The organism is Arthrobacter sp. Y3223166 (assembly GCF_059090935.1).
In genome coordinates, this window is record NZ_JBNHGE010000065.1 from 1 (window position 1) to 7617 (window position 7617).

A 7617-nucleotide genomic window follows, 5' to 3' on the forward strand; every position below is an offset into this window, starting at 1 on the left:
GGAGGACGAGAGGGTCTCGGATCGGCTGTGGTGGGCGGCGGCGGCGGCCGTGGTGCTGGCGGGCCTCCTGTTGCCGCTGGTGCTGGGCCGGCGGCGGACCGGCTGGCGCCGGGCAGCGATGGCCGGGGGCGGCGGGGGTGCCGCCCTGGCCACCTGGGCGGAAGCCGTGGATACCGCGGAAGACCTCGGCTGGCCGGCCGCGGCAACGGAAACACCGCGGGCCTTCCAGCAACGCCTCGACGACGCCGGCGTGGTCACCGGGAAGTCTTCCGTTGCCCTGGCGCGGCTGCGGGCTGGCTATGAGCGGGCCGCGTATGCTGCTCCGGAGGCGCCGCCACCGGGCGGCGCCTCCACCGCACGGTGGTCCGATGTGGAAACCGTCAGGGACAGGCTTCTGGAGCGGGCCGGATGGCGGCGCCGCCTGGCCGGGCTGTTGTGGCCGGCGTCGCTGTTCCGCCGCCGGCCGCCCCTGGGGGACGGCCGGCCGACGGATCGGAACTACCGGGCGTAGGGATCCGCGATGCCGATGTACTGGACCGTGGTGTACTCGTCCAGGCCCTCCGCGCCGCCTTCGCGGCCCATGCCGGACTGCTTCACTCCGCCGAACGGGGCGGCGGCGTTGGAGATCACGCCGGCGTTGTAGCCGACTAGGCCGAACTCGATCTGCTCGGAGACGCGGAACATGCGGTTCACATCGCGCGAGTAGATGTAGGAGGCAAGGCCGTACTCGGTGGCATTGGCCAGGGCGATGGCCTGCTCTTCGGTTTCGAACGTGGTCACCGGGGCAACCGGGCCGAAGATCTCGCTCTGCAGGATATCGGCGTCGTTCGGAACGTTGGACAGCACGGTCGGCTGGTAGAAGTAGCCGTCGCCTTCCACGGGCCCGCCGCCGGTGCTGACGGACGCTCCGGCTTCCACCGCCGCGGTCACCAGGGCATGCACGTCGTCGCGGGCGCCGCCGTCGATCAGCGGGCCCACCGTGGTGTCCGCTTCGGTGCCGCGGCCCGGCTTGAGGGCCTTCATGGCGTTCGCAAACTTGGTGGTGAATTCCTCGGCCACGGAGGCCTGGACCAGGAAGCGGTTGGCGGCCGTGCAGGCCTCGCCCATGTTGCGCATCTTGGCCGCCATGGCGCCTTCGACGGCTTTATCCAGGTCGGCGTCTTCGAAGACGATGAACGGGGCGTTCCCGCCGAGCTCCATCGAGGTCCGCAGGACGTTGTCCGCCGCGTCCTTGAGCAGCTGCTTGCCCACCGGCGTGGAGCCGGTGAAGGAAACCTTGCGCAGGCGGGAGTCCTGCATCAGCGGCCCGGAGATGCCGGAAGCGCTCTTGGAGGAGACCACGTTCAGCACGCCTGCCGGGAGGCCGGCCTCGATCATGGTCTGGGCGAAGAGCTGGCTGGTCAGCGGGGTGAGCTTGGCAGGCTTGAGCACCATGGTGCAGCCGGCGGCTACCGCGGGACCGACCTTGCGGGTGGCCATGGCGAGCGGGAAGTTCCACGGGGTGATCAACAGGCAGGGGCCGACCGGCTTGCGCTGGACCAGGATCTTGTTCTTGCCCTCCGGCGTGGTCAGGTAGCGGCCGTAGTCGCGGACGGCCTCCTCCGAGAACCAGCGCAGGAATTCGGCACCGTAGGCCACTTCGCCGCGGGATTCGGCCAGCGGCTTGCCCATCTCCATGGTCATCAGGAGGGCGAAATCCTCCGAGCGCTCGGTCACCAGCTCGAAGGCGCGGCGCAGGATCTCGGCGCGCTGGCGCGGAGCCGTGCGGGCCCAGGCTGCCTGCGCGCTGTCGGCGGCGTCGAGGGCGGCGAGCGCGTCCTCGCTGGTGGCCGAGGCCAGGGTGGCCAGCACCTTGCCGGTGGCGGGGTCGTGGACGTCAAAGGTCCCGCCGTCGGATGCGTCGCGCCATTCGCCGTTGATCAGCAGGCCGGTGGGTACTTTGGCGAGCAGTTCTGCTTCGCGGGCTGCGGTTTCAGCCATGGCGGTGCCTCCAAGTGTTCGGGATTGTGTCCGTGGGCGCAGTTGCCCGTTTTCCTTCACGGTAGGTGCTCCGCTTCACGGGTGTAAATGCGAGGGTGCACTACGTTCCACGGCACCTACTGTGCAGATCGACAATACCAATCCGGCGGCCGGGTGAGGGTCACAGAGCGTGCAGATGACGACATCCAGGACATCCGGCGGCACCCGCTTCGCTGAGAGTCAGCGCCCGCCGGGAGCACGGGCGGCCAGGACCGCGGCGTAGAGCTCGCGTTTGCTCACCCGGGCATCGGCCGCGACGGCGGCGACGGCGTCCTTGAGTCGGGCACCCTGCGTCACCAGCGCGTTGACGCCGTCCACGTGGTCTTCGGGCTGTTCGGGCGCTGTTTCCGTCGCGCCGGCAACCACCACGGCGATTTCGCCCCGGACCTCATGGCTTTCGGCCCACTCCAGCAGTTCCCGGACCGTACCGCGCAGCACTTCTTCATGCAGCTTGGTCAGCTCCCGGCAGACCGACGCCCGCCGGCCCGGGCCGAATCCGGCGTCGAGGGCCCGCAGCATGGCCGCCAGCCGGTGCGGCGCCTCGAAGAAGACCATGGTCCGGCGCTCGGCGGCGAGCTCCGCCAGCCGCGCGGCGCGCTCCCCCTGCTTGCGGGGCAGGAAGCCCTCGAAGGTGAAGCGGTCGGTGGGCAAGCCGGACAGCGCCAGCGCCGTGAGCACGGCCGACGGCCCGGGCACGGCAGTGACCAGCAGGCCCTCCGCCACGGCCGCCTCCACCAGCCGGAAACCGGGATCCGAGACGGCCGGCATGCCGGCGTCGGTCACCATCACCAGGGTGCTGCCGGCACGGACCAGCTCCAGCAGGTCTGCGGTACGGGTCGCCTCGTTGTGTTCGTGGTAGCTGATGATCCGGCCGGCGGCCGTGATACCCAGCCGCTGCAGGAGTTTGTGCAGGCGGCGGGTGTCTTCGGCAGCGACTACATCGGCCGTTTGGAGCAGCTCGACCAGCCGCGGGGAGGCGTCCCCGACGTTGCCGATCGGCGTTCCGGCCAACACGATCTGTCCTGGCTGCCCCCCTGCCGGGACGCCCCGTTCCTGCTCATTCACATGGACAACCCTACCTGCGGCGTTGCCCTCTTTCACCGGCGCCTTATATAGAGTCGGTATGTGCCCCACTGCAGCGAGGACCGCCGTCCGGCAGCCGACGTCCCGGCCTGTGGCGCCGCACACCCGTGCACCTACCGGCCGGTAACATGATGGCCGTGACCCGAACCACACCTCCGCCGGCGGCGGTTGCCCCGCGCCACGGCTGGCTGGAATCGCCGGGACGGGCGTTCAGCGAGGCGGTGCTGCGCCGCCGACTGCTCGGTCTTCCGGCCCGGTTCGGGCCCTGGGCGTGGCTGCTCCCCGTGCTCACGGCCGTCCTCGGCGGGGTTTTGCGTTTCTACCGCCTGGGTGAACCGGGTTCCCTGGTGTTCGACGAAACCTACTACGTCAAGGACGCCTACTCCTACCTGCAATCCGGCTACGAACGCGAATGGCCCAAGGACGCCAACGACTCCTTCAACGCGGGCAATCCGGGCGTCCTCCTCGATACCCCCGAATATGTGGTGCACCCGCCGGTGGGCAAGTGGATGATCGCCGCCGGCATGTGGCTTTTTGGTTCCGACAACGGTTTTGGCTGGCGTTTCGGCGCCGCACTTACCGGCACGCTGTCCATCCTGATGATCGCCCTGATCGCGCAGGCGTTGTTCAAGTCGCCGGCGCTGGGCGGGGTCGCCGGTTTGCTGACGGCCATCGACGGGCACCATCTGGTCCACTCCCGGACGGCTTTGCTGGACGTCTTCCTCATGTTCTGGGTGGTCGCCGCCTTCGGCGCGCTGCTGCTGGACCGCTTCGACGGGCGACGGCGGCTGGCCGCGAAAATCGCCCGGCAGGCTGGCCCCTCCGGGGTGCCGCCCCCTTCGCGGCTGCTGTATGGTCCCTGGGTGCTCTGGCGGCCGTGGCGGCTGGCTGCGGCGGTCTGCCTCGGGCTGGCCGTGGGCACCAAGTGGTCGGCGCTGGCGTTCGTCGCGGTGTTTGGCCTGATGTGCGTGTTCTGGGACCTTGGCGCCCGGCGTGCCGCGGGGATCAGGGAGTGGTTTTCCGCCGGCGTGATCAGGGACGGGGTTCCGGCGTTCTTCACCATGATTCCGGCCGCGGCGGTGACCTATCTGGCGGCCTGGACCGGCTGGCTGCGCTCCGACGATGCCTACGACCGCAACTGGGCGGCGTCGAACCCGTCCGCGGCCTGGGGGTGGCTGCCGGACTGGCTGCGCTCGCTGGCCGAGTATCACCGCAGCGCCTACACCTTCCACAACGGCCTGGATTCCGAGCACCCGTACGAATCCAATGCCTGGACCTGGCTGTTCATGGGCCGCCCGACGTCGTTCTACTACCATGCCGAAGAAGCCGGCCAGGGCGGGTGCGAGGCGGCCACCCGCTGCTCCGAGGCGGTCACGGTGGTCGGCAACCCGCTCATCTGGTGGGCCGCGGCCGCCTCGCTGCTGGTGCTGCTCTTCTATTGGGCCGGGCGGCGGGACTGGCGGGCAGGGGCGATTCTGGCGGGAGTCGCGGCCGGTTACCTGCCCTGGTTCCTCTACCCCGACCGGACCACGTTCTTCTTCTACGCGATCGCCTTCCAGCCGTTCCTGGTCCTGGCCCTGACCTACGTGCTCGGGCTGGCGCTGGGCCGGGCGACGGATCCGCCGTGGCGCCGGCGCCAAGGCGTGCTGGTGGTCGGGCTCTTCGTGGCGGCCGCACTCGCGGTGTCGGCATTCTTCCTGCCGGTGTGGACCGCAGAGATGATCGGCTACGACCAGTGGCGCTGGCGGATGTGGATGCCAAGTTGGATTTGATGCAGGCCGGACAACACGACTTTTACCGGATTCAGAAAGTGGGCACGACGTGCGCGAAGCAGTAACCGAAGTGCTGGCAGCGATGCCGGCCGGCTCCAACCTGACGGACATCCTGGTGGCCCAGCATCAGCGCGACCCGCAGCGGGCGCTCTATGCGGTCAAGCGCAACGGCGCCTGGTCCGATGTTCCGGCCGCCGAACTCCTGGCCCAGGTCAGCGCCGTGGCGAAGGGCCTGATGGCCTCCGGCATCGAAGCCGGAGACACCATTGCCGTGATGTCCAAGACCCGGTTCGAGTGGACGGTGGTGGACCTGGCCGGCTGGTTCGCCGGCGCGGTGGTGGTTCCTATCTACGAAACCTCGTCCCCGCACCAGGTGCAGTGGATCCTGCAGGACTCGGCGGCGAAGCTGGTGTTCGCCGAGGACGCCGCCAAGGCCGCCGTGGTGCGCCAGGCCATGTCCGGGCTGCCGGCCGCGCTTCCGGTCTGGCAGCTGGACGGGGAGGCCGAGGGGCTGGCTGAGCTGGAGGCCCGCGGAACCGCGGTCACCGACGAGGAACTTGAACTGCGCCGGACCTCCCGGGGCATGCAGGACGCGGCCTCGCTGGTCTACACCTCGGGCACCACCGGCCGGCCGCGCGGCTGCATCATCACGCATGGCAACTTCGCGGAACTGGCGGTCAACACCGTGGAGTTCCTGGCGGACATCCTCAAGCGCCCGGACGCGAAGTCGCTGATGTTCCTGCCGCTGGCCCACGTGCTGGCCCGGGCCGTGCAGGTGATCTGCCTGACCGCCGGAGTGAAGATGGGCCACACGTCGAGCATGGCGGAGTTGATCGAGGACCTGCGCACCTACCAGCCCACCTTCCTGCTGGTGGTTCCGCGCGTGTTCGAAAAGGTCTACGCCTCCGCCCGGCAGAAAGCGCACGACGGCGGCAAGGGCAGGATCTTCGACGCCGCGGCGCAGACAGCGGTCGCCTACTCCCGGGCACGGGATGCGCAGGCACGCGGCACCGGCGCCGGGCCCGGGCTGGCCCTCAAGGCCCGGCATGCCGTGTTCGACAGGCTCGTCTACGGGAAGCTGCGCGCGGCGTTCGGCGGGCACGTGGAGTACACCGTCTCCGGCGCTTCCGCATTGAATCCAAAGCTCGCGCACTTCTTCACCGGCATCGGCGTGCCGGTCCTGGAAGGCTACGGGCTCACCGAATCCACTGCCCCTGCGGCGGTAAACCTGCCCGGCGCCAACCGGATCGGCACCGTGGGACTGCCGTTGCCCGGCACCACCATCAGAATTGCCGACGACGGCGAGGTCCTGATCAAGGGCATCGGCATCACCCGCGGCTACCACAATAACGACGACGCCAATGCCGAGTACTTTCGGGACGGCTTCTTGTGCACGGGGGACGTCGGGACGTTGGACGACGACGGCTACCTGACTATCACCGGCAGGAAAAAGGAGCTGCTGGTAACGGCGGGCGGCAAGAATGTCGCTCCGGGTCCGCTGGAGGACGCGCTGCGCGAACACCGGCTGGTGTCCCAGGCAGTGGTGGTCGGCGAGGGACGCCCGTTCGTCGGGGCGTTGGTGTCCCTGGACGAAGAGGGCCTGGCCGGCTGGCTTTCGTCGGCCGGCCGCCGGCCAGTCGGCCTGGCCGAGGCCGCCGAAGACCCGGCGGTCCTGGCCGAGCTGCAGCAGGCCGTGGACCAGGCCAACCAGCTGGTTTCGCGGGCGGAGCAGATCCGGAAGTTCGCGGTCCTCGGACAGGACCTCACCGAGGCCTCCGGGCACCTGACGCCGTCACTGAAGCTCAAGCGCGTCACCGTGCTGGAAGACTTCGCCGGCGAGATCGATTCCCTGTACCGCTAGGCCCTGGCCGGCAGCCGCCGCCTAGTCCTGCTCGCGGGCGAGCAGCAGTTCGTGCCGGCGGCGCTGTTCTTCGGCGGCGGCGGCGCTCCGGTTCCGCCGGGCGCGGGTCGGCCAGGTCAGCGCCAGCACCAGCGAGGAGACCATCAGCACCAGCAGGGCAATGACGATTCCGGCGTCCATCCAGAACTGGGCCGGGAACAGGCGGATCAGGGTGTCGTCCACGAAGAAGGTCCAGGTGCCGTCGGCGAAGAAGATCCGGTGGAACTCGGTGAAGAACTGCTGCCAGTTGAGCGCCCCCAGGACGCCCAGCAGCAGGACCAGGATCAGTGTCGCGGCGGAACCGGCGAACAGGCCGCGCCGGATCCCCCCGTGGTAGCGGCGGGCCAGGTAGACCACTGCGACGACGGCCAGCAGCAGCATGACCGCCCCGGCAAGCATGGTCGCGAGGAACACGCCCTTCACGTCGGCCATGTGGCTGACCTCGGAGTCCAAAAACAGGCTGCCGCCGTTGGGGCCGGAGAGGTCTCCCAGGTATCGCGGGCCGGCGAAATTCAGCAGGTAGTCCACCGCATAGGAGCCGTAGGTCATCCGTTCCTCCGTGCTGAAGCCGAAGCTGTCGGCCGGGAACCCGGGGCGGTGGTATTCCGCCCAGAGGAACAACGGCGTGGCCACCAGCCGGATGGCACCGATGATCAGCAGCGGCGGGAACAGCACCGCCAGGACCACCTGCAGGATCCGTCCAGCCAGCGGCTTGGCGTTCATTGCCTCGTCGCGCTCGGTCGTGCGCCGGACCACCTCGGAACGCGGCGGACGTACCGAGAGCGCGCCGGTCGCCGGGTTGGCGTCGCTGCCGGCGGCGGCTGCGGCCGTCCCACCGGGCGG

Annotated in this window: 5 protein-coding genes and 1 pseudogene; 3 read left to right on the top strand and 3 right to left on the bottom strand. The window is 69.5% G+C overall.

All coding sequences use genetic code 11. The features are described 5' to 3' along the window. Positions 1-511: pseudogene (locus AC5RUH_RS16155) on the top strand (hypothetical protein); the annotation flags it as partial. Here AC5RUH_RS16155 and AC5RUH_RS16160 read toward each other — a convergent pair. After that, on the bottom strand, positions 499-1980 hold the full coding sequence (locus AC5RUH_RS16160; RefSeq protein WP_494023665.1) for an NAD-dependent succinate-semialdehyde dehydrogenase: 1482 nt from the start codon (positions 1978-1980) through the stop codon (positions 499-501). The pseudogene AC5RUH_RS16155 and the gene AC5RUH_RS16160 overlap by 13 nt on opposite strands. A 219-nt stretch (positions 1981-2199) precedes the next feature. Further along, positions 2200-3084, bottom strand: a complete 885-nt coding sequence (rsmI, locus tag AC5RUH_RS16165; protein ID WP_494001432.1) for a 16S rRNA (cytidine(1402)-2'-O)-methyltransferase — start codon at positions 3082-3084, stop codon at positions 2200-2202. A 149-nt stretch (positions 3085-3233) separates the two neighbouring features. Between rsmI and AC5RUH_RS16170 the strand changes: the two genes are divergently transcribed. Beyond that, positions 3234-4874 carry a dolichyl-phosphate-mannose--protein mannosyltransferase gene (locus AC5RUH_RS16170; protein ID WP_494129097.1) on the top strand — a complete coding sequence of 547 codons (1641 nt, stop codon included), beginning with the start codon at positions 3234-3236 and terminating at the stop codon, positions 4872-4874. Positions 4875-4923: 49 nt separating this feature from the next. Next, complete coding sequence (locus AC5RUH_RS16175; protein WP_494129095.1) at positions 4924-6735, top strand: AMP-dependent synthetase/ligase; 1812 nt, start codon at positions 4924-4926, stop codon at positions 6733-6735. Positions 6736-6756: 21 nt separating this feature from the next. Here AC5RUH_RS16175 and AC5RUH_RS16180 read toward each other — a convergent pair. Beyond that, positions 6757-7617, bottom strand: an 861-nt coding sequence (locus AC5RUH_RS16180) for a TIGR01906 family membrane protein (protein WP_494129096.1), incomplete at its 5' end; no start/stop codon positions are given.